The organism is Paraburkholderia sp. XV (assembly GCF_020177535.1).
Lineage (GTDB): Bacteria > Pseudomonadota > Gammaproteobacteria > Burkholderiales > Burkholderiaceae > Paraburkholderia > Paraburkholderia caribensis.
On the sequence record NZ_JAGUUD010000035.1, the window covers coordinates 39,635 to 60,181 of the forward strand.

Here is a 20,547-nt window from a genome sequence, read left to right on the forward strand (position 1 = left end):
TGCATGTGATCTGTTGAGGAAGTTCGATGTCGACGCAACCGCCCGCCGGGGCCGACCGCTCTTTTAACCGTCCGATGCTGTTCAAGCTCGTTGTCGTCGCGTTGCTGATGTTCGGCTTCGGGTTTGCGCTGGTGCCGATGTATCGCGCGATCTGCGAGGTCACGGGCATCAACAACCTGGTGCAGCGCGATGCAACCGCGCGCGAGGCGAAGAATACGCAGGTCGACATGAGCCGCACGATTTCGATCGAGTTCGACGCGAATGCGCGCGGACCGCTTGGATTCAAGCCGGAGCAGAACAGTATCGACGTGCATCCGGGTGAAGTGACGACGGTGATGTACGACGTGAGCAACCAGCAGGCGCGCACCATCCAGGCTCAAGCCATCCCGAGCTACGCGCCGAAGCAGGCTACCGAGTTCTTCAAGAAGATCGAGTGTTTTTGCTTTACGCAGCAGACGTTGAAGGCGAACGAATCGAAGCGGATGCCCGTCGTGTTCGTTGTCGATCCGAAACTGCCGAAAGATGTGAAGACGATCACGTTGTCGTACACGTTCTTCGAACTGAACGCGCCTGCGCCCACGGCGCGCGGCACGGCAGGTCAGACGGCGGACGGTGCAGCGAAAGCAGCGGACCCGGCCTGACGCGTACCAACGACGCTTGCCCAAAGAAGGCGAGGATATGAACGATAGCGGTCGCGGCAGGAAGAGCAGTTTCGGCCAGTCGATGAAAGCGGTGATGTGGTCGTTTTTCGGCGTGCGCAAACGGCGCGATCTGGAAGCGGATGCCACACAGTTGAACCCGTTGCACGTGATCATCGCGGCGCTGATCGGCGCGGCGATTTTCATCGGGGTGTTGATCCTGATCGTGCGCGTGGTGGTCGGCTAGCAGGGCAAGGCGGCATGGCGGTCTTCGCGGAACCGAATGGATGGAGCAGGGCGGCGCAACGCAGCGCGCCGTTGGAGATAGAGCCGGGGCGCAGCGCAGTCGGCTGCGGATTCAACCGGACCAAGCAGAACAACTGGACTGAAGTGGAGAATCAACGATGAGCGGTCAAAACGAGAGCCCGTACTATTTCATACCGCACCCGTCGCGGCATCCGATCAGCGCTGCGATTGGCCTGCTGGTCATGCTCGGATCGTTTGCGGCGTGGGTGAACGGCGAGCCGTGGGCGCCCATCACGGCGCTGATCGGTCTGCTTTGGCTGCTTTTCACGCTGTATCACTGGTTCGGCGATGCGATCTCCGAGTCGGAAGGCGGGATGTACGGCAAGAAAGTCGATGCGTCGTACCGCTGGAGCATGAGCTGGTTCATCTTTTCGGAAGTGATGTTCTTCGGCGCGTTTTTCGGTGCGCTGTTCTATGCGCGCGAAATCGCGATGCACCAGCTCGGCAGTCTCGATTACAAGCTGATCTGGCCGGATTTCACGGCGGTATGGCCGAATATCGGACCGGCGGATCTCGTGTCGCACTTCAAGTCGATGACGCCGTGGCCCGTGCCGACCATCAATACGGCGCTGCTGCTGTCGTCGGGCGCGACGCTGACGGTCTCGCACCACGCGCTGCGCGACAATCACCGCACGAAAGCGATTGCATGGCTTGCGGCCACCCTGGTGCTGGGCGTCTCGTTCCTGTTCCTGCAAGGCTTCGAGTATTTCCACGCGTACAACGAACTGAACCTGACGCTTGCATCGGGCGTGTACGGCTCGACGTTCTTCCTGCTGACGGGCTTCCACGGTTTTCACGTGTTCCTCGGCGGCACGATGCTGGCCGTCGTATTGGTGCGAATGATCCGCGGCCACTTCACGGCCGACCATCACTTCGCGTTCGAAGGCGCGGCGTGGTACTGGCACTTTGTCGACGTCGTGTGGCTGGGTCTGTACGTCGTCGTGTACTGGCTGTAAGCGTCGTTGGAACGCCACGGAGCCTGCGCGGCGTATGCGTCGATTCGTGCGTCATATCGACGCAGAAAGGCGCCGCAGGCTGCCCACAAGCAGTTGGGGCGTGGCGTGCCGTGAACGTCGAGCGTTCAGTTGTGAGTGCTGTATCGGAAAGACTTAGGAGCGCCGCCCTCGACCCCGTCAGGGCGGCGTTTTGCTTCGATGGTGTGAGGATTTCGCCGATCGCGTAACGGTGTATTGCCTGATCGGCGCGAAATTAAGTGGCATACTTCGCCGTCAAATTGAGACGGCTCGCGTCACGCCGGCGCAAGGCGCGGCGGTGTGCGGCCGCCGCCGAACGCGTTGCCAGTGTGCCGTCAGCGTCCGTACGGAATGCCCGTCGAATGAATCCAGCCCATCCAGTTTGCGAACAGGATGAACAGGAACAGCGTAATCGACAGGCCAACACGTGTCGCGAGCGACCAGACCATGCGCTTCGTTCTGCCCCGGTCGTGCATCATGAAATACAGCGCGGACACCATGCTGGCGATGATCAGAACGAACGCGATGGGAACGAGAATGTGCATGGAACCAACTGAAATTCAGGAAAGCGGACGCAACGATTTCATTATCGCACCGCACGCAATGGTTCGTGTTCCGACCAGAATCGCGCGATGAAGATTCGTCTCATACCGACGCTGCTGATTCTGATCGTCGTCGCGGTGACCGTGCGGCTCGGTTTCTGGCAGCGCGACCGCGCGCATCAGAAGGAAGCGTTGCAGGCGCAGATCACGCAGTTCGAGAACGCGCCCGCCCAGACCGTGGGCGCCGCGCCCGTCGCGCTGAAGGACATCGAGTTTCATCGCGTGCGTGCGGTTGGACAGTTTATGCCGCAGCAAGTGGTGTACCTCGATAATCGCCCGTATAACGATCAGCCGGGCTTTTACGTCGTGATGCCCTTTAAACTGCGCGACGGCGGCGTTGTGCTCGTCAATCGAGGCTGGCTGCCGCGCAACATGAACGAACGCACGGCGATCGCGCCGTACGATACGCCGAAGGGCGAGATCGAAATCGAAGGCATCGCACGAGCCGACGCAACCCGGGCGTACGAACTCGGCGAGGGCGGCTCGGCCGCGCATCAGACGATACGCCAGAATCTCGACGTCGCGTCGTACGCGGCGGAAACGGGCTTGCCGCTGCAGCCGTTCGTGATCCAGCAGACCAGCGACGACGGCGACAAACTCGTGCGCGACTGGCCGATGCCGACGTCGGGGGTCGAACGCAACTATGGCTATATGGCCCAGTGGTGGGGCATCGCCGCTGCCGCAGTGGTTTTCGGCCTGTATGCGGCCCGGCGTGCAGCGAAGAATGCGAACCGGATCGAGAGCAAGGGACTGGAAGAGGGCGACGCGGCCGGCAACGGACAGGCGCCCCGCGCGTGATGCTTCACGCGTTGCCCGGATGCAGCTTACAGGCGCGATGCAGGCGCCATCATGAAAAGAGGATCAGGAGTGTCGACGCAAAACCCCCGTTCGCAGCAAACCGGACAGCGACGCGCGCATGGCGAGCAAAATAAGGTTCCGGGTCAACCGAACGGCACAGGCTCGTGGCAGCGCGGCCGCTGGATGCTGCTGCTGATCGCGCTGGTCTGCGCGGCGCCCGTGATCGGGTCGTATTTCACGTATTACGTCATCAAGCCGAAGGGCAGCACGACGAGCTACGGCACGCTGATCGATCCGCAACGCCCGATCCCCGAAGCGCTCGTCGTCACAGGCGAGGACGGCAAGCCGATCAAGCTCGCATCGTTGCGCGGCCGCTGGTTGATGATTTCCGTCGACAGCAGCGCGTGCGACAAGCCTTGCGTGACGAAGCTGTATTTCATGCGCCAGGTGCGCGCCACGCAGGCGGGCGAACGCGAGCGCATCGTCAACGTGTTTCTTCGCACGGATCCCGGCAAGGTGCCTGACGTCGTCGATAACGCGTACAAGGACACGGAGATGCTGATCGCCGATCCGAAGGAAGTGAGCGCATGGCTGCCCGCCGATCAAGGCACGCAGATCACCGACCACATCTACATGGTCGACCCGAACGGCAACCTGATGATGCGTTTCCCGAAAGACGCAAACCCGAGCAAGATCAAGGGCGATGTCACGAAACTGCTCAGAAATTCGGGTATCGGCTAAAGTGCCGCGAGCACGTTGAAACTCGCCTGGTGGCGAGAGAAGGAAAGATAGATGTTCGTATTGCAACTGGGACTGATCGGGCTGTGCATTGCGCTGCTGCCGCTGTCGTACGTGTGGGTGAAAGCCGACGACAACAAGTTTCGCAAGCTGGTCTGGGTCACCACCTTTCTGACGCTCGATCTCGTGATGTTCGGCGGCTTCACGCGCCTGACCGACTCGGGCCTCGGCTGTCCGGACTGGCCGGGCTGCTACGGCACGTCGTCGCCCTTCATCGCGCACGCGGCGATCAATGCCGCGTATCACGCGATGCCGTCCGGCCCCGTCAGCATGACGAAGGCGTGGATCGAGATGATTCACCGCTACTTCGCGATGGCGATCGGCGTGCTGATCGTCGCGCAAACGGTCATCGCGTGGGTCGCGCGCATCAAGCGCCGTCCGCTGCATGTGTCGCCGTGGTGGCCGACCGCGCTGCTGCTGCTGATCCTCGTGCAGGGCGCGTTCGGCGCGTGGACCGTGACGATGAAGCTGCAACCCGTGATCGTGACGATTCACCTGCTGCTCGGGCTCGCGCTGCTCGGCACGCTCGGCTGGCTAGCCGCACGTCAGACGCCGCTGCCCGCGTACGAGCCGCAAGCGTCGCAGTGGCGTGTCGCAGCGCTGTTCGGTCTTGCGCTGCTGATCGTGCAAATTGCGCTCGGCGGCTGGGTCAGCACGAATTACGCGGTGCTCGCCTGCACCGATTTCCCGACCTGCAACGGCCAGTGGCTTCCGCCGATGGACTTCGAGCACGGCTTCCATCTGTGGCGCGCGCTCGGCATGACGGGCGACGGCGACGTGATCACGCAGGACGCGCTGGTGGCGATCCACTGGACGCATCGTACGTTCGCCTTTGTCGTGGTCGCGTATCTGCTGTGGTTCGCGCTGAAAATGCGCCGCTTCGAGTCGCTGCGGCGGCCCGCGAACGGCGTGCTGCTCGTGATCGTGATCCAGTTCGTCACGGGCCTGTCGAACATCGTTTTGCAATGGCCTTTGCCCATTGCCGTCGCCCATAACGGCGGGGCCGCGATCCTGTTGCTTTTGCTCGTTATGTTAAACTTTCGAATCGCTTATAGCCGTCCCGGCCGCGCCACGGTTCCCGCGCGCGACGCCGCGCCAGCGTGATCCCTCATGGACAGCACAACTCTCCCCCATTCGCCCGGTAGCCGGATTTCCCAATACATTGCGCTGACAAAACCGCGCGTCACGCAGCTCGCCGTGTTTTGCGCAGTGATCGGCATGTTCCTGGCCACGCCCGGCATGGTGCCGTGGACGGTGCTGATCGGCGGCGCTGTCGGCATCTGGTTGCTGGCGGGCGCTGCGTTCGCGATCAACTGTCTCGTCGAACAGAAAGTCGATGCGAAGATGCGCCGCACCGCGTGGCGTCCTTCGGCGCGCGGCGAGATCACTACTTCACAGATTCTGCTGTTCTCGGCCGTGCTCGGCGGCCTTGGCATGTGGACGCTTTACACGTTCACCAACGCGCTGACCATGTGGCTCACCATCGCCACCTTCGTCGGCTACGCGATTGTCTACACGCTGCTGCTCAAGCCGTATACCCCGCAGAACATCGTGATCGGCGGTGCCTCGGGTGCAATGCCGCCGGCGCTCGGCTGGGCGGCCGTGACGGGCGCCGTGCCCGGCGACGCATGGATTCTCGTGCTGATCATCTTCGTCTGGACGCCGCCGCATTTCTGGGCGCTCGCGCTATATCGCCGTAAAGACTATGAAAACGCCGGCCTGCCGATGCTGCCCATCACGCACGGCGAGCAGTACACGCGTCTGCATATCTTGCTGTACACCGTCATTCTGTTCGCGGTCACGCTGATGCCGTTTATCTCGGGCATGAGCGGAATCGTGTATCTGGCGTCGGCGGTTCTGTTGGGTGCCGTGTTCCTCGCGTATGCGTGGAAGATTTATCGGGAATATTCCGACGACCTCGCGCGTAAAACCTTCCGTTATTCGATTGTTTATCTGTCGCTGCTGTTTGCGGCGCTGTTGATCGACCACTATGCGCGTGCCTTGATCGGCGCGTAACACCATGCTCACTAAACGGTTCGCGCGCGCGGCGCGCGTTGCTCTCGTCGCGTGCGCGCTCGGCGGCGCGGCACTGATGTCGGGATGCGGGAAGGAACAGCCCGCATTCACGAACGTGGATATCACGGGCAACAAGCAGTTCGGCGCCGACTTCTCGCTGCCGGATTCGAGCGGCAAGACGCGCTCGCTTGCCGATTACAAGGGCAAGGTCGTCGTGATGTTCTTCGGCTATACGCATTGCCCCGACGTCTGCCCGACGACGATGGCCGAGCTTTCGCAAGCGCTGCAGCAACTCGGGCCCGAAGACGCGAAGCGCGTGCAAGTGCTGTTCGTCACCGTCGATCCCGAGCGCGATACGCCCGAACTGCTGGCGCAGTACGTGCCAGCGTTCAATCCGACTTTCGTCGGCCTGCGCCCCGCCGATCAGGAGCAACTGACGAAGGTGACAAAGGACTTCCGCGTCTACTACGCGAAGGTGCCGGGCAAGACGCCCGACAGCTACACGATGGATCACACGGCCGCGAGCTATGTGTTCGACACCGACGGCAAGCTGCGTCTTTTCGCGCGCGACGGACAGGGCGCATCGCCGTGGGTGCACGATCTGAAGCTGTTGCTCGGCTGAGCGGGCGGCGCAAAAATCGCCTATTGAAATGAAAAAGGCTGCACGTCGTCGTGCAGCCTTTTTCATTTTCCAGGCCCCAGTTCACTCTGGCGCTTTCAGATTCATCCCCGGCGCCATTCGCGTCGCCTTGAATTCCGTCACGTCGTAGCGCGCCACCTTCTGCTGCGCGAATGGATCGCTTGCGAGGATCTCGTCGAGTCTCGATCGTTCGATACCCGCCGCGATGATCACGCCGCCGTCGCGCGGTACCTTCGGCCCTGCCATGATGAACACGCCGGCATCGAACTGACGCGTCAGGAAGGCGCGGTGCGCTTCCAGCGCATCGTCGACCCGATCGAGCGATGCCGTGTAGCTGAGGGAGACGACATACATAAAAAACCTCGCAAATGGGGAAGAGGCGGATGGCGCGCGTCGGCGCCGCATCGCGTCATTATCGGCTGACACGGCACGAGGCGTGACGGACTCGCCGCCTCAAGTCGGAGAATCGATTTGCCGTTATCCAGGAGAGCAATCGTTTGCGCCCATTCTGTCTTAGGCGGGCGCCGCAGATATGCCAAAGAAGTGACCACACAACAAGAGACCAACACAATGAGTAGGATGAGTCTGAACCGCAAGCTGTGGTTATCGCTTGTGCTCGTATGGCTGGGTCTGCTGGGCGTCGGATTGTGGAGCGCGGTAGAAACCCGCTCGACGATGCTCGACGAACGCAAGGCCGGCATGGTGAACCTCGTCGATGCAGCACAAGGCGTCGTAAGCGGCTACTACGCGCTCGCGCAGGCCGGCAAGATGAGCCAGGCAGATGCGCAGCGCGAAGCACTCGCGCGTCTCGCGACGATGCGCTACGGCGAGTCCGGTTATCTGTTCGTGATGGATTCGAAGCCCGTCGTGCTGATGCACCCGACCTTGCCGCAGATGAACGGCAAGGCGGTGGGCGACTTCAAGGACCCCGACGGCAAGTTGCTGTACGTGTCGATCGTCGATGCGGCGAAGGCGACGGGCAAGGGCTTCGCTGAATATCGCGGGCGTCTGCCGCACAGCGAAGAGGCCGTGCCGAAAATCAGCTATGCGGTGCGTTTCGCGCCTTGGGACTGGAACATCGTCAGCGGCGTGTTCGTGCGCGACATCGATACCGCTTACTACGCGAACCTGATCGAGCATTTCATCGTCGTGCTGGTGATCGGCGCGGTGATTTCGTTCGCGATGCTGCTGATCATCCGCAATGTGCGCGGCAGCCTCGGCGGCGAGCCGCAGGATGCCGCGAAGCTCGCAGCGCGGATCGCGACGGGCGACCTCACGCAGATCGTGTCCGTGCGCGCGAACGACTCGTCGAGCATGATGGCCGCGATGAACGAGATGCAAAGCCGCTTGCAGCGCACGATCGGCGAGATTCGCCAGTCGGCGGAGTCGATTGCGTCGGCGACGCAGCAGATCGCGGCAGGCAACGGCGATCTGTCGCAGCGCACGGAACAGCAGGCGGCGTCGTTGCAGGAAACGGCGGCGAGCATGGAAGAGCTGACGGCGACCGTCAAGCAGAACGCCGACAACGCGCGTCAGGCGAGTGGTCTTGCCAACAACGCGTCGGAGATCGCGACGAAGGGCAACGAGGTCGTGAGCCGCGTGATCAGCACGATGACGGAGATCAACGACAGCTCGCGGCAGATCTCCGACATCATCGGCGTGATCGAGGGCATCGCGTTCCAGACGAACATTCTCGCGCTGAACGCGGCCGTCGAAGCGGCGCGCGCGGGCGAGCAGGGGCGTGGCTTCGCCGTGGTTGCAGGCGAAGTGCGCAGTCTCGCGCAACGCTCGGCGACGGCGGCTAAGGAAATCAAGCAACTGATCGGCGATTCCGTCGAGCGCGTCAACAACGGCTACACGCTCGTCGAGCAGGCCGGCACGACGATGAGCGAGATCATGCAGGCGGTGCGCCGCGTGACGGACATCATGGGTGAGATCGCGGCGGCGTCGGAAGAGCAGAGCAGCGGCATTTCGCAGGTCGGACGTGCCGTCACGCAAATGGACGAGGTCACGCAGCAGAACGCGGCGCTGGTCGAGCAGGCCGCTGCTGCGGCTGCGTCGTTGCAGGATCAGGCCGCGCGTTTGCGTCAGACGATCGGCACGTTTCGGGTGAATGGCGGCGAGCCGGCCGTCGTTGCTGCGAGGACGGTGACAGCGGCTGAAAAGAAGGTGACCAGCCAGGCGGCGGCAAAGCCTCTCGCGAAACCGACGGCGGTTGCCGCTACGACCACCGCGCCCGCGAAAGCGGCGTCCGACGCGACGGCGCGCGAAGCATCGAGCCCGGCAGCCAAGCCGGCCGCGGCACCGCGCGCGGCGAAGGCGGCGTCATCGGATGACGATTGGACGACGTTCTAGCGGCGCTTCAACTGATCGCGAGGCCGCCGTCAGTCTGCTGGATGTGCTGGAGAATCGGGTCCGGTTCATGAATCGCCAGCGTGTCGATTACGTAGGCAAACTGACGATACCTGAGTCCTGTGATCAAAGTCTCAATTGCGCCACGATCGGACTTGATCATCTCGATCAGCATCGCGGGGCGATGCCGTTCAAGCACGGCACCCGCCCCGCGCAGGACGTCGAGTCCCATCCCGCCTCAAACCCCATCCGACAACGCGCATACCCATATGCGAACCCTGTATTTCCCATCGACGCGCGCCTGTGAGACCATTCCGGCCTCGACACTTCGAGGGCAACGTCAATGCGCCCGCTGTCGAACACGAATCCGAAACAAGGTAGTCAAGAGAGAATCACATGCAGCGCAGAACACTCATCAAGGTCTTTTCCGCAGCCCTCGCTTCGGCGGCGCTCGTCACGAGCTTCGCCGCTCGCGCTGACGACAAGGTCATCAAGGTCGGCACGATCAGCGGCCCCGACGCGCAAATCTGGTCGGTAGTGCAGAAGGTCGCGAAGCGCGAAGGCCTGAACGTGAAGGTCATCGAATTCAACGATTACGTGCAGCCGAATGCCGCGCTCGACGCGGGCGATCTCGATGCAAACAGCTTCCAGCATCAGCCGTATCTCGACAGCCAGATCAAGCAGCGCGGCTACAAGATCGTCAACGCCGGCCTGACCTACATCTCGCCGCTCGGCGTCTATTCGAAGAAGCTGAAGTCGCTGAAGGATCTGCCGCAAGGTGCGAAGGTTGCCGTGCCGAACGATCCGTCGAATGAAAACCGCGCGTTGCTGCTGTTGCAGTCGCAAGGCGTGATCAAGCTGAAGGCGGGCGCGGGCACGAACGGCAGCAACGCGACGCCGCTCGATGTCGCCGACAATCCGAAGAAGGTGAAGCTGATCGAACTGGACGCGGCGCAATTGCCGCGCTCGCTCGCCGACGTCGATGCCGCCGCGATCAACACGAACTTCGCGCTGGCAGCGGGCCTGCAGCCGACCAAGGATGCGATCGCGCTCGAAGACGTGCATAGCCCGTATGCGAATCTGATCGCCGTGCGTATCAAGGACAAGGATCAGCCGTGGGTGAAGAAGCTGGTCGCGGCGTATCAGTCGGAAGATGTTCGTCAGTTCATCAAGACCGAGTTCAAGGGTTCTGTCGTGCCGTCGTTCTGAGCGGCGCGGCCTGCTCACATGACGTGAAAAAAGCGCCACGGGAAACCGTGGCGCTTTTTTTGTGCGCGTAGCGAAGGCACGAGACGCCGCCGCTATAGCGTGCGCTCCCACTGCTCGATGACGAGATCGCGCCCGAAGCGCCTCTCGGGTGCCGTCGATACCACGGTAAAGCCAGCCTGCGTCACGAGCCGCCGCGCCTCGTCGAGCGAGCTCTCGCTTTCAATGGATAGCGTGCGATATCCCGCGCGCGTCGCAAAGCGCAGGCATTCGTTGATCAGTTGCGTGCCGATGCCGAGCCGCCGCACGTCGGGTTCGACGTACAGCATGCGAACGCTCGCCTGCATCTCCGATATCGCCGCGACCAGCGCCGAACCCACGATCAGGCCATCCTGTTCCGCAACCCAGCAAATCTCGCGCTGCGTGTCATGACTTTGCGCAAAGCGCGCGGCCTGCTGCGCGAGCAGCGCTTCGAAGGTGTGATCCCAGCCATAGCCGTGTGTGAACAACTGTGCCTGGCGCGAAATCAGCCAACCGTATTCGCCCGCGCGCGGTGCGCGCAGCGTGACGATGCTATGCCGCGGCCGCTCGTCGAGCAGACGCTCGATCAGCTTCATCGCGTGAATCAGTTGATCCTGCGAATGCGGCGCGAGCCGCGCGAGGACGGTGCCGACCTCATCGATCGCGGCGGCGTCGAGCGGCTGGTACGCGGCAAGCCCCGCCTCGGTCAGCGACACCAGCGACTGGCGCGCGTCGATCTCCGACGTCCGCCGCGAAATCAGGTTGCGCCGTTCGAAGCTCGCCAGCAGCCGGCTCAGATAGCCGCTGTCGATACCCAGATTGCGCGCGAGCGCCGCTGCCGTCTGGTGCTCGCTGCGCGACAGTTCGTGCATGACCCGCACCTCGGTCAGCGAAAACGGGCTTTTCTGCAGATGCTCGTGCAGCGCCCCGATGTGCTGCGTGTAGAAGCGGTTGAAATGGCGGACGGCTTCCGCCCGGACTATCGCGGGATCGTTCACCGTTTCCGCTCCCCGTGTTGGCCTGTCATTCGGTCACCAAGCTATGTTGTTTCCATCGAGTGATCGCGTGCGAATTTCGAAGTTTGCACCAGATTGTTAATAAAGAGGTATGACATTTGCGGGTTAACGCACGTAACTTGACAGACGATTCATGCGGACCAGTCGGGCAACTGGTCTCAAATACGGGTATGCCCTAATGCCAGTGAGCTGTCAGTTGGAAACCGCTTAATTCGCGCAATTCCTTACCGGACAAGGGTTTGCTTGAGGCAGACCAACTAGATACCAGCTCGTTGACTGGTATTATTGTGGTTATATAATGGGCTCCAATTTCGTAGGCCAAGCAGTCCTGCCTCCTCACGATCCCGACCGAGCCATATGGAAACCCGTTGGTCCGCACTCACACCTGACGCCCACAACGTCACGCCGCTCTACCTGCAGCTCGCCCGCAATCTGGCGACGGCGATCCATTGCGGCGTGTGGTCGGCGGGCGAGGCGCTGCCGTCGGAGCGCTCGTTGTCCGACGCGATCGGCGTGTCGCGCATCACAGCACGCAAGGCGATTGCGCTGCTGGTCGAGCAAGGCTTGATCCGGCGCGCACGCGGCGCGGGCAGCTTCATCACGCCGCGTGTCGAAGATCCGCTGTCGCGTCTCACCGGCTTCACGAAGAAGATGGAGCAGCGTGGCTTCCGCCCGGATTCGATATGGCTCGAACGCGAAGTCCGCAGCGCGACGCGCGACGAGATCGTGCATCTGGGGCTGTCGCCGGGCGCGTCCGTCGCGAGCCTGCGCCGCCTGCGCCGCGCGGACGGCATCGTGATGGCGGTCGAGCATTCGTCGCTGCCCGTGTCGATCGTGTCCGATCCGCAGGCCATCGGCGGCTCGCTCTACAGTTACCTCGAACAGCGCGGCATGCCCGTCGTGCGGGCGCTGCAGCACTTTCGGGCCGTCAACGCGTCGAGCGAGATCGCCACGCTGATGGACATCGAGCAGGGCTGCGCGCTGCTGTTGATCACGCGCGTGGGCTACAGCGCGGATCAGCGCGCCATCGAACTCACCGATACCTATTGCCGGGACGACTACTACGACTTCGTCGCTGAACTGCGGCTGTGACCTGGCGCGCTGACGGGCGCGACGGCAGACAAACGGAACGCACGCAGCGCGAATCAGTCACGCACTGCATAACGCAACATCAGAGAGACTCATGCTGACCGGAAACATACTCACCCCTGAAGGCTGGATCCACGGCACGATCGAATCCGAAAACGGCCGCATCACGGCCATCACGGGCAACGCCGCCGATCCGTCGACCAACGACGCGCCGTACATCCTGCCGGGCTTCATCGATCTGCACGTGCACGGCGGCGGCGGCGCCGACGTGATGGAAGCGGGCAACGCGATCGAGGCGATCACGCGTACCCATGCGCGCTTCGGCACGACGAGCCTGCTCGCCACCACGATGACGGCGCCGCGCGACGAGCTGATGGCCGTCGTGGCGGGCCTCGGCGACGTCGCGAAGAACCGGGTGCCGGGCGGCGCCCGCGTGCTGGGCGTGCACCTCGAAGGTCCGTACATCAACCCCGGCAAGCTTGGCGCGCAGCCTGACGCGGCGGTGGAGGCCGTGCTCGACGAAGTGCTGAAGTATCTGTCGATCGCCCCCATCCGCGTCGTGACGATCGCACCGGAAATCTCCGGCCACATGGAGATCATCTCCGAGATCAACGCGCGCGGCGTGCGCGTGCAACTCGGCCACTCGCTCGGCACGTACGACGACGCCGTCGCCGCGATGAAGCACGGCGCGCGCAGCTTCACGCATCTGTTCAACGCGATGTCGCCGCTGCATCACCGCAATCCGGGGATGGTCGGCGCAGCGCTCGCGCATGCCGAATACGCGGAAATCATTCCCGACCTGCTGCACGTCCATCCGGGCGCGATCCGCGCCGCGATGCGCGCGATTCCGCGCCTCTACGTGGTGACGGACAGCACGTCGGCGACGGGCATGCCTGACGGCGAATATCGCCTCGGCAGCCAGCACGTGACGAAGTGCCTCGGCGGCGTGCGCCTTGCCGACGGCACGCTCGCAGGCAGCACGCTGACGATGGATCAGGCGCTGCGCAACCTCGTATCGCTCGGCCTGCCGATGGCCGATGTGTCAAACCGTATGTCCCGTTACGCCGCCGACTATCTCGGCCTCGAAGACCGCGGCCGTCTCGCGCGCGGCGCGTGGGCAGACATCGTCGTGTTCGATCGCGAACTGGCGTTGACGGCGACTTACGTCGAAGGAGAATCGATTGTCGAATATGCTTAAAGAGGCGCTGGCTTCCGCTGACGTGGTCGCCGCGCAACTCAACGATACCTCGCGCGTCGAAGCGCTCGCGGCCCGGCTTGCACAAGAGCCGCGTCACGTCGCGCTGACGGTGGCGCGCGGCAGCTCGGATCACGCGGCGAGCTACTTCGCCTCGCTGACGATGAGCCGCATCGGCCTGCCCGTCGCGTCGCTGCCGATGTCGGTCGCGACGCTTCAACAGGCGCCGCTTCAGGTGCGCAATCAGCTTGCGCTCGGCTTCTCGCAATCAGGCAAGAGCCCCGATCTGGTCGGCACGATGCAGGCGCTGCGCGAAGCGGGCGCGCTGACCGTGGCCGCCGTCAATGTGCCAGGCTCGCCGCTCGAAAACGCGTGCGAGTTCTATCTGCCGCTCGTCGCCGGCCCTGAGCTGAGCGTCGCGGCGACCAAGAGCTACATCGCGATGCTGTCCGTATCCGCGCAACTCGTCGCGCACTGGCAGCAGGACGCGGCGTTGCTCGACGGCCTGAAGTCGCTGCCGGACGCACTGCGCCGCGCGGGCGCGCTCGACTGGTCGAAGGCCGTCGATGAACTGCGCGGCGTCGAACGCATGATCGTGATCGGCCGTGGTCTCGGTCTCGCGATCGCGCAGGAAGCGGCGCTCAAGCTGAAGGAAACCTCAGGCATCCAGGCCGAGGCGTTTTCGAGCGCCGAAGTGCGTCACGGTCCGATGGAACTGATCGACCGCGACTATCCGTTGCTGGTGTTTGCGCCGCGCGGACCGGAGCAGGCGGGTCTTCTGCAACTCGCGCGCGACATGCAGGCGCGCGGCGCGCGCGTGCTGCTCGCCGCACCCGAAGACGTGCCCGAAGCCACCTTGCCGCTCGTATCGACGGCGCACGCGGCGCTCGATCCGATTGCCGCAATCCTTTCTTTCTATGTGATGGCTGCCGGCCTCGCCGCCGCCCGCGGACGCAATCCTGACGCGCCGCGCCATCTGATGAAAGTCACCGAAACTCATTGATCGAGAGATGCAGATGCGACGTGTCGAGGAGTCCCGTTTGAAGAGCCATTCCGAAGGCCATATTGTCCTGCTCGCGCCGATGACGGGTCCCGTCGTCCCGCTCGCTAAAGTGCCCGACCCGGTGTTTTCGGGCGGTATGTTCGGCGACGGGATCGGTATCGATCCGCTCGAAGGCAAGCTGGTTGCGCCGTGCGACGGCGTCGTGATGCATCTGGCGCGCACCGGCCACGCCGTCACGATCACGACGGCAGAAGGCGTCGAAATCCTGCTGCATATCGGTATCGACACGGTCGAGCTGAACGGCAAGGGCTTTGCCCCGCTGATCGAGCAAGGCGCGAGCGTGCGCGCGGGCGACGTGCTGATCGAGTTCGATCAGGACGCGGTTGCGCGCCAGGCGCCGAGTCTCGTGTCGGTGATCGCGATTGCGAATTCGGATGCGTTCGAGATCGTCGAACGCGCTGCTGCCGATGGCGTGCTCAAGGCTGGCCAGTCGCCGCTGCTCACGCTGCGCGTGCGCGACGGCGCGGCCGTTGCCGCGTCGCGCGAAGCGTCGAGCGTGAGCGAGGAAGCGCGCCAGACCATCGTGCTCGAACATGCTGGCGGTCTGCATGCGCGTCCGGCCGCACGGGCGCGCGAAGCGGCGCGCGGTCTCGATGCGCGTGTCGAAGTGCGTTTCGAAGGCAGGAAGGCGGCGATCGAAAGCGTCGTCGGCTTGCTTGGTCTGGGTGCGGGACAGGGTGCAACCGTCGAAGTGGTCGGCATCGGTGCGCAGGCGGCTGCGGCCGTCGAAGCCGTCGTGCGCGAACTGACGCGCGAGGCGCACGGCGAAGCGGAAGAAAAGCCCGCACGTCAGCTGTCTCCGGCGCCCGTTGCCGCGGTGCCGATGACGGGCGAGCCGCTCGCGCCGAACACGCTCGCGGGCGTGTGCGCGGCGCCCGGCATCGCCGTCGGCAAGCTGGTGCGCTGGGACGACGCCGACATCGATCCGCCGGAGACGGCGGGCAACACGCCCGCCGCCGAAAGCCGCGCGCTCGACAAGGCAATCGCCGCCGTCGACGGCGAACTGAACACGACTGTGCGCGACGCATCGCAACGCGGCGCGCATGGCGAAGCGGGCATTTTCGCGGTGCATCGCGTGCTGCTCGAAGACCCGACGCTGATCGACGCCGCGCGCGATCTGATCAGCCTCGGCAAGAGCGCGGGCTTCGCGTGGCGCGAGGCGATCCGTGCGCAGATCGGCGTGCTGTCGAAGGTCGATGACGCGCTGCTCGCCGAACGTGCCGCCGACTTGCGCGACATCGAAAAGCGCGTGCTGCGCGCGCTCGGTTACTCGAACGCTGCTGCGCGTTCGTTGCCGGACGAGGCCGTGCTGAGCGCGGACGAATTTACGCCGTCCGATCTGTCGTCGCTGGATCGCAAGCGCGTGACGGCGCTCGTGATGGCGCGCGGTGGCGCGACGTCGCACGCGGCGATCATCGCGCGTCAGGCTGGCATTCCCGCGCTGGTCGCGATGGGCGACGCGCTGCACGCGATCGCCGACGGCACCCAGGTCGTGGTGGACGCGACGGCGGGCCGTCTGGAATACGCGCCGAGCGCGCTCGATGTCGAACGGGCGCGCACTGAGCGCGAGCGCCTGGCCGGCGTGCGCGAAGTGAATCGCCGCACGTCGCAGCAAGCCGCCGCCACCAGCGACGGCCGCGCGATCGAAGTTGCCGCCAACATCGCGACACTCGACGATGCAAGCACGGCCGTCGACAACGGCGCGGACGCCGTGGGTCTGCTGCGTACCGAACTGCTGTTCATCCATCGCCAGGCGGCGCCGACCGTCGACGAACATCGCCAGAGCTATCAGTCGATCGTCGAGGCGCTGCAGGGCCGCACCGCCATCATCCGTACGCTCGATGTCGGCGCGGACAAGGAAGTCGACTATCTGACGCTGCCGCCGGAGCCGAACCCGGCGCTCGGCCTGCGCGGCATCCGTCTCGCGCAGGTGCGCCCGGATCTGCTCGAAGACCAGTTGCGCGGCCTGCTCGCGGTTCAGCCTGCCAGCAAGGTGCGCATTCTGCTGCCGATGGTGACGGACGTGGGTGAACTCCTGCGACTGCGCAAACGGATCGACGAACTCACTGCTGAAGCGGGCCGCACGGACAAGATCGAAGTCGGCGTGATGATCGAAGTGCCGTCGGCGGCGCTGCTCGCCGATCAGCTGTCGAAGCACGCGGACTTCCTGTCGATCGGCACCAACGATCTCACGCAATACACGCTCGCGATGGACCGCTGCCAGCCGGACCTCGCCGCCCAGGCGGACGGCCTGCATCCGGCCGTGCTGCGGCTGGTTGCGGCGGCGGTGCAGGGCGCCGGCCAGCACGGCAAATGGGTCGGCGTGTGCGGCGCGTTGGCGGGCGATCCGCTCGCGGTGCCGCTGCTCGTCGGTCTCGGCGTGACGGAGCTGTCGGTCGATCCCGTCTCCGTGCCAGGCATCAAGGCGCGCGTGCGCAAACTCGATTATCAGTTGTGCCGTCAGCGCGCCCAAGACGCTCTGGCGCTCGAATCGGCACAAGCGGTAAGAGCCCTGAGCCGCGAAATCTGGCCGCAAGACTGAAGGCGCTTGCGTCGCAACCAGTCTAAAAAGCCAGATCCGTCAGCTCGACATTTCAACCAGCATGTAAAGCAATTACGCAACTACACGAGACAAAGGAGTGGAGGTATCAATGGATGGAAATCCGTTTCTGAAGATTCAGCGCCTTGGCCGCGCACTGATGCTGCCAATCGCGGTTTTGCCCGTCGCCGGCCTGTTGCTGCGTCTCGGCCAGCCCGATGTGTTCAACATCAAGATGATCGCCGACGCGGGCGGCGCGATCTTCGACAACCTGCCGCTTCTGTTCGCGATCGGCGTCGCTGTCGGCTTTGCGAAGGACAATAACGGCGTTGCGGCGCTGGCGGGCGCGATCGGTTATCTGGTCGAAGTGGCCGTGATGAAGGACATCAACGACAAGCTCAACATGGGCGTGCTGTCGGGGATCGTCGCCGGTATCGTCGCGGGGATGCTGTACAACCGGTACAAGGACATCAAGCTTCCTGACTACCTCGCGTTCTTCGGTGGCAAGCGCTTCGTGCCGATTGTCACGGGGGTGGCCTGTCTGGTGTTAGGCATCGTGTTCGGCTACGCGTGGGCGCCTGTTCAGGCGGCCATCGACGCAGCCGGCCACTGGCTGACGACGGCAGGCGCAGTCGGCGCATTCGTATTCGGTCTGCTGAACCGTCTGCTGCTGGTGACGGGTCTGCATCACATCCTGAACTCGCTCGCGTGGTTTGTGTTCGGCTCGTTCACGCCGCCGGGCGGCGCCGCTGTCACGGGCGACCTGCACCGCTTCTTCGCGGGCGACCCGACGGCAGGCACGTTCATGACGGGCTTCTTCCCGGTCATGATGTTCGGTCTCCCCGCTGCGTGTCTCGCGATGTTCCATGAAGCGCCGAAGGAGCGCCGTGCGATGGTCGGCGGCCTGCTGTTCTCGATGGCCCTGACCTCGTTCCTGACGGGCGTGACGGAGCCGATCGAATTCAGCTTCATGTTCCTCGCGCCCGTGCTGTACGCGATCCACGCCGTGCTGACGGGTTTGTCGCTTGCGATCTGCTCGGCGCTCGGGATCAAGCTCGGCTTCACGTTCTCCGCGGGTGCGATCGACTATGTGCTGAACTACGGCCTGTCGACGAAGGGCTGGGAAGCGATTCCCATCGGCATCGCGTACTCCGTCATCTACTACGGCCTGTTCCGCTTCTTCATCCGCAAGTTCAACATGGCGACGCCGGGCCGCGAGCAGGAAACGCCGGAAGTGGCCAATGAGTCGTACGCGTCCGCCGGTTATGTGGCGCCTGTCGAAGGTGCGGCGGCCGCGTCGGGCACGCGCGCGCAGCGTTACATCGCGGCGCTGGGCGGTGCGGCGAATCTGTCGGTGGTCGACGCCTGCACGACGCGTCTGCGTCTGTCGGTGGTGGATTCGGAGAAGGTGTCGGAGAACGGGCTGAAGTCGATCGGCGCGCGTGGCGTGCTGAAGCGCGGCGGCGGCAACGTGCAGGTGATCATCGGACCGGAAGCGGACATCATCGCCGATGAAATCCGCACGACGATCGCGAGCGGCGGCGCGGCGGCTGCTGTTTCGACCGCTCCTGTCTCGGCCAAGGCGGCTGCCGCTTCGGCGCCCGCTGCCGCTGTCGCCACAGGCAACGGCCCGCTCGATCCGGACCCGCTGCGCTGGCTCGCGGTGTTCGGCGGCGCGACCAATGTCGTTTCGCTGGAAGCCGTCGCGGCGACGCGTCTGCGTATCGTCGTGCGCGATCCGTCGGCAGTGGATCGCCAGCGTCTCGACACGCTGAGCGTCGCGTGGGTGTCGACGGATACGTTCCACATCGTCGTCGGCGACGATGCGCAGCGTTACGCGCAGCAACTGTCGACGCGCCTGACGGCAATGGCCTGACGTTCGTCGCGGCCTGAGCCTCGAGCAATGGAAGTCGGCGCCCTGCGGGGCGCCGATTTTCGTTTACGCGCTTACCGTCGGTCCGGATTGGCGTCCGGGTCGACGGCGTTATTCGCTTCGAGCCACATCACGTTGATGATGCCGAGCGCGAGCGCGAGTCCAATACCGAGAATCCAGCTGAAGTACCACATGGTTCGCTCCTCTTGCGCGCGGCGTGTCAGTACATCGAATGATGGTTTTGCTCGATTGCGTCGGCCGTCACCTTGCCGCGCATCACGCGATACACCCAGCTCGTGTAGATGAGTATCAGCGGCAGAAAGATGATCACCGCGATCAGCATGATCTGCAGGGTCATCTGGCTCGATGTCGAATCCCAGACGGTGAGGCTGCTGCGCCCATCGAGCGACGACGGCATGATGAACGGAAACATCGAAAAGCCCGCCGTCAGGATTACGCCGATCACCATCAGCGATGTCGACAGAAAGGCGCTGCGCTCGAAGCGCGAACTTGCCAGCAGGAGCGCGAGCACGCCGCCGACCACGCCCGCGACGGGCGCCGCGACCATCCATGGATACGTCGCGTAGTTCGTGAGCCACAGGCCCGGCGCGCCGATCACGTTTTTCAGCAGCGGATTCGCGACGGTGTCGAATGGCGCGGGCTCGGTGATCTGAAAGCCGCCGATCAGCGTCGCGATCAGCACGCCCCCGATCAGAAACAGCGCGACTGCGACCAGCGACGCAATGCGCAGCGCAATCGACGCGCGCCGCGCGACGACACCATCCGCCTTCATCTTGACGAACGCCGCGCCGTGGGCCGCCAGCATCGACACGCTCACCACGCCGCACAACAGCGCGAACGGATTGAGCAACTCGAAGAAGCTGCCGTGATAGGTGACGCGCAGATCCTGATCGAACTGGAACGGCACGCCTTGCAGCAGGTTGCCGAACGCGACGCCGAACACCAGCGCCGGCACGAAGCCGCCGACGAACAGCGCCCAGTCCCACGCGCTGCGCCAGCGCGGATCATCGCGCTTGCCGCGATAGTCGAAGCCGACCGGGCGGAAGAACAGCGCGAACAGCACGAGCAGCATCGCGAAGTAAAAGCCCGAGAACGATGCGGCGTAGACGAGCGGCCACGCGGCGAACATCGCGCCGCCCGCGGTGATCAGCCAGACCTGGTTGCCTTCCCAGGTCGCGCCGACCGTGTTGACGACGATGCGCCGCTCCGCGTCCGTCTTGCCGATGAACGGCAGCAGGATCGCTGCGCCCATGTCGAAGCCGTCGGTGAGCGCGAAGCCGATCAGCAGCACGCCGACGAGCACCCACCAGATCACTTTGAGGGTTGCGTAATCCATAGCGATGTTTCCTCGTGTTTTCGTGCGACAGCAAGCGCGTCGCGGTCGAAGCCGCTATCCAAGC

21 protein-coding genes are annotated in these 20,547 nt (G+C 64.0%); 15 read left to right on the plus strand and 6 right to left on the minus strand.

What is annotated here, in order from left to right; genetic code table 11:
- Positions 1–26: 26 nt before the first annotated feature.
- The 3 genes from KFO72_RS18440 (at position 27) to KFO72_RS18450 (ending at position 1,900) form a co-directional block, all read left to right on the plus strand.
- On the plus strand, positions 27–641 hold the full coding sequence (locus KFO72_RS18440; protein ID WP_225032716.1) for a cytochrome c oxidase assembly protein: 615 nt from the start codon (positions 27–29) through the stop codon (positions 639–641).
- Between the two features lie 37 nt (positions 642–678).
- Positions 679–885, plus strand: a complete 207-nt coding sequence (locus tag KFO72_RS18445) for a DUF2970 domain-containing protein (protein ID WP_007579648.1) — start codon at positions 679–681, stop codon at positions 883–885.
- 157 nt (positions 886–1,042) lie between these two features.
- Positions 1,043–1,900 carry a cytochrome c oxidase subunit 3 gene (locus tag KFO72_RS18450; protein ID WP_054929620.1) on the plus strand — a complete coding sequence of 286 codons (858 nt, stop codon included), beginning with the start codon at positions 1,043–1,045 and terminating at the stop codon, positions 1,898–1,900.
- 353 nt (positions 1,901–2,253) lie between these two features.
- Here KFO72_RS18450 and KFO72_RS18455 read toward each other — a convergent pair whose 3' ends face one another.
- Complete coding sequence (locus tag KFO72_RS18455) at positions 2,254–2,463, minus strand: twin transmembrane helix small protein (protein WP_054929621.1); 210 nt, start codon at positions 2,461–2,463, stop codon at positions 2,254–2,256.
- 87 nt (positions 2,464–2,550) lie between these two features.
- Between KFO72_RS18455 and KFO72_RS18460 the strand changes: the two genes are divergently transcribed.
- From KFO72_RS18460 to KFO72_RS18480, 5 genes are all read left to right on the plus strand, one after another.
- Entirely contained in the window at positions 2,551–3,318 is a 768-nt protein-coding gene (locus KFO72_RS18460) for an SURF1 family protein (RefSeq protein ID WP_225032717.1), read from the plus strand.
- A 69-nt stretch (positions 3,319–3,387) separates the two neighbouring features.
- Positions 3,388–4,059, plus strand: coding sequence for an SCO family protein (locus tag KFO72_RS18465; protein WP_060599319.1), 672 nt, complete (start codon positions 3,388–3,390; stop codon positions 4,057–4,059).
- Positions 4,060–4,110: 51 nt separating this feature from the next.
- On the plus strand, positions 4,111–5,220 hold the full coding sequence (locus KFO72_RS18470; protein WP_054929624.1) for a COX15/CtaA family protein: 1,110 nt from the start codon (positions 4,111–4,113) through the stop codon (positions 5,218–5,220).
- Positions 5,221–5,226: 6 nt separating this feature from the next.
- Entirely contained in the window at positions 5,227–6,132 is a 906-nt protein-coding gene (gene cyoE / locus KFO72_RS18475; protein WP_042306340.1) for a heme o synthase, read from the plus strand.
- Between the two features lie 4 nt (positions 6,133–6,136).
- On the plus strand, positions 6,137–6,754 hold the full coding sequence (locus KFO72_RS18480; protein ID WP_054929625.1) for an SCO family protein: 618 nt from the start codon (positions 6,137–6,139) through the stop codon (positions 6,752–6,754).
- A gap of 81 nt (positions 6,755–6,835) precedes the next feature.
- Here KFO72_RS18480 and KFO72_RS18485 read toward each other — a convergent pair whose 3' ends face one another.
- Positions 6,836–7,126, minus strand: coding sequence for a YciI family protein (locus tag KFO72_RS18485; protein WP_007579663.1), 291 nt, complete (start codon positions 7,124–7,126; stop codon positions 6,836–6,838).
- A gap of 225 nt (positions 7,127–7,351) precedes the next feature.
- On the opposite strand from KFO72_RS18485, the gene KFO72_RS18490 reads away from it, so the two are divergent.
- Positions 7,352–9,127, plus strand: a complete 1,776-nt coding sequence (locus KFO72_RS18490; protein WP_225032721.1) for a methyl-accepting chemotaxis protein — start codon at positions 7,352–7,354, stop codon at positions 9,125–9,127.
- A gap of 7 nt (positions 9,128–9,134) precedes the next feature.
- On the opposite strand, the gene KFO72_RS18495 is transcribed toward KFO72_RS18490, so the two are convergent.
- Complete coding sequence (locus KFO72_RS18495; protein ID WP_225032718.1) at positions 9,135–9,356, minus strand: hypothetical protein; 222 nt, start codon at positions 9,354–9,356, stop codon at positions 9,135–9,137.
- A 164-nt stretch (positions 9,357–9,520) separates the two neighbouring features.
- Here KFO72_RS18495 and KFO72_RS18500 point away from each other — a divergent pair, with 164 nt between their 5' ends.
- The gene (locus KFO72_RS18500; RefSeq protein WP_107200741.1) at positions 9,521–10,333 is read left to right on the plus strand and encodes a MetQ/NlpA family ABC transporter substrate-binding protein; all 813 of its coding nucleotides are present in this window, start codon (positions 9,521–9,523) and stop codon (positions 10,331–10,333) included.
- 92 nt (positions 10,334–10,425) lie between these two features.
- On the opposite strand, the gene KFO72_RS18505 is transcribed toward KFO72_RS18500, so the two are convergent.
- Complete coding sequence (locus tag KFO72_RS18505) at positions 10,426–11,349, minus strand: GNAT family N-acetyltransferase (RefSeq protein WP_225032719.1); 924 nt, start codon at positions 11,347–11,349, stop codon at positions 10,426–10,428.
- Positions 11,350–11,724: 375 nt separating this feature from the next.
- Between KFO72_RS18505 and KFO72_RS18510 the strand changes: the two genes are divergently transcribed.
- From KFO72_RS18510 to nagE, 5 genes are all read left to right on the plus strand, one after another.
- Positions 11,725–12,459 carry a GntR family transcriptional regulator gene (locus KFO72_RS18510; RefSeq protein ID WP_054929629.1) on the plus strand — a complete coding sequence of 245 codons (735 nt, stop codon included), beginning with the start codon at positions 11,725–11,727 and terminating at the stop codon, positions 12,457–12,459.
- Between the two features lie 91 nt (positions 12,460–12,550).
- Positions 12,551–13,654, plus strand: a complete 1,104-nt coding sequence (nagA, locus tag KFO72_RS18515) for an N-acetylglucosamine-6-phosphate deacetylase (protein WP_054929630.1) — start codon at positions 12,551–12,553, stop codon at positions 13,652–13,654.
- Positions 13,647–14,654 (plus strand): SIS domain-containing protein, encoded by a 1,008-nt coding sequence (locus KFO72_RS18520; RefSeq protein WP_176052299.1) that lies wholly within the window; start codon positions 13,647–13,649, stop codon positions 14,652–14,654. The genes nagA and KFO72_RS18520 overlap by 8 nt, the downstream gene beginning before the upstream one ends.
- A gap of 13 nt (positions 14,655–14,667) precedes the next feature.
- The gene (ptsP, locus tag KFO72_RS18525; RefSeq protein WP_225032720.1) at positions 14,668–17,256 is read left to right on the plus strand and encodes a phosphoenolpyruvate--protein phosphotransferase; all 2,589 of its coding nucleotides are present in this window, start codon (positions 14,668–14,670) and stop codon (positions 17,254–17,256) included.
- Positions 17,257–17,365: 109 nt separating this feature from the next.
- Positions 17,366–19,129 carry an N-acetylglucosamine-specific PTS transporter subunit IIBC gene (gene nagE / locus KFO72_RS18530; RefSeq protein WP_054929637.1) on the plus strand — a complete coding sequence of 588 codons (1,764 nt, stop codon included), beginning with the start codon at positions 17,366–17,368 and terminating at the stop codon, positions 19,127–19,129.
- A gap of 71 nt (positions 19,130–19,200) precedes the next feature.
- On the opposite strand, the gene cydX is transcribed toward nagE, so the two are convergent.
- Positions 19,201–19,320, minus strand: a complete 120-nt coding sequence (cydX, locus tag KFO72_RS18535) for a cytochrome bd-I oxidase subunit CydX (protein WP_063786953.1) — start codon at positions 19,318–19,320, stop codon at positions 19,201–19,203.
- Between the two features lie 26 nt (positions 19,321–19,346).
- Entirely contained in the window at positions 19,347–20,483 is a 1,137-nt protein-coding gene (gene cydB, locus KFO72_RS18540) for a cytochrome d ubiquinol oxidase subunit II (protein WP_060599312.1), read from the minus strand.
- Positions 20,484–20,547 lie beyond the last annotated feature (64 nt).